2 rRNA genes (1 of these 2 only partly in view) are annotated in these 1,497 nt (G+C 56.5%); both read right to left on the minus strand.

The annotated features are described in order from the left end of the window. Positions 1 to 75 precede the first annotated feature (75 nt). Positions 76 to 192, minus strand: a 5S ribosomal RNA gene (gene rrf, locus AB0J91_RS32820). Positions 193 to 322: 130 nt separating this feature from the next. Next, positions 323 to 1,497, minus strand: a 23S ribosomal RNA gene (locus AB0J91_RS32825); it runs 1,595 nt beyond the window's last position.

Here is a 1,497-nt window from a genome sequence, read left to right on the forward strand (position 1 = left end):
CCCGCGGGTTTTTCGGGCATGAAAAATGGGGTGGGCAGAAGAATTTCTTCTCCTGCCCACCCCACATAAGGATTGTGTCGGCGGTGTCTTACTCTCCCACACCCTAGCGAGTGCAGTACCATCAGCGCTGGGGAGCTTAGCTACCGGGTTCGGAATGGGACCGGGCGGACCCTCCCCGCCATCGCCACCGACAACCCTGAACCCACCACCAACCGGCGATGGAAAACCTGGGTGTCACTACGCGTTGACACAAATCTTCAGATATCAACAACAACCCTGGGTTGTTGTCTCAGATATCGTATAGTGGGTGCGTAACATCTTCGTGAGCAAGTCCTCGGCCTATCAGCACCGGTCAGCTCCACACATTACTGTGCTTCCACATCCGGCCTGTCAACCCGGTCATCTACCGGGGGCCTTAACCCACAAAGGGGTGGGAGACCTCATCTAGGAACAGGCTTCCCGCTTAGATGCTTTCAGCGGTTATCCCTCCCGAACATAGCCAACCAGCCGTGCCCTTGGCAGAACAACTGGCACACCAGAGGTTCGTCCGTCCCGGTCCTCTCGTACTAGGGACAGCCTTCCGCAAGTCTCCTACGCGCGCGGCGGATAGGGACCGAACTGTCTCACGACGTTCTAAACCCAGCTCGCGTGCCGCTTTAATGGGCGAACAGCCCAACCCTTGGGACCAACTCCAGCCCCAGGATGCGACGAGCCGACATCGAGGTGCCAAACCATGCCGTCGATATGGACTCTTGGGCAAGATCAGCCTGTTATCCCCGGGGTACCTTTTATCCGTTGAGCGACACCGCTTCCACCAGCCAGTGCCGGATCACTAGTCCCTGCTTTCGCACCTGCTCGACCCGTCAGTCTCACAGTCAAGCTCCCTTATACACTTACACTCAACACCTGATTGCCAACCAGGCTGAGGGAACCTTTGGGCGCCTCCGTTACCCTTTAGGAGGCAACCGCCCCAGTTAAACTACCCACCAGGCACTGTCCCCGATCCGGATCACGGACCCGAGTTAGATGCCCGGAACGACCAGAGTGGTATTTCACCAACGACTCCACCAACACTAGCGTGTCAGCTTCACAGTCTCCCACCTATCCTACACAAGCCGAACCAAACACCAATACCAAGCTATAGTAAAGGTCCCGGGGTCTTTCCGTCCTGCCGCGCGAAACGAGCATCTTTACTCGTACTGCAATTTCACCGGGCCTGTGGTCGAGACAGCGGAGAAGTCGTTACGCCATTCGTGCAGGTCGGAACTTACCCGACAAGGAATTTCGCTACCTTAGGATGGTTATAGTTACCACCGCCGTTTACTGGCGCTTAAATTCTCCGCTACACCCCAAAGGGCTTTACGGGTCCTCTTAACGTTCCAGCACCGGGCAGGCGTCAGTCCATATACATCGCCTTACAGCTTCGCATGGACCTGTGTTTTTAGTAAACAGTCGCTTCTCCCTGGCCTCTGCGACCACCACCAGCTCCCACCGAAA

The organism is Saccharopolyspora sp. NPDC049357 (assembly GCF_040677225.1).
GTDB lineage: Bacteria > Actinomycetota > Actinomycetes > Mycobacteriales > Pseudonocardiaceae > Saccharopolyspora.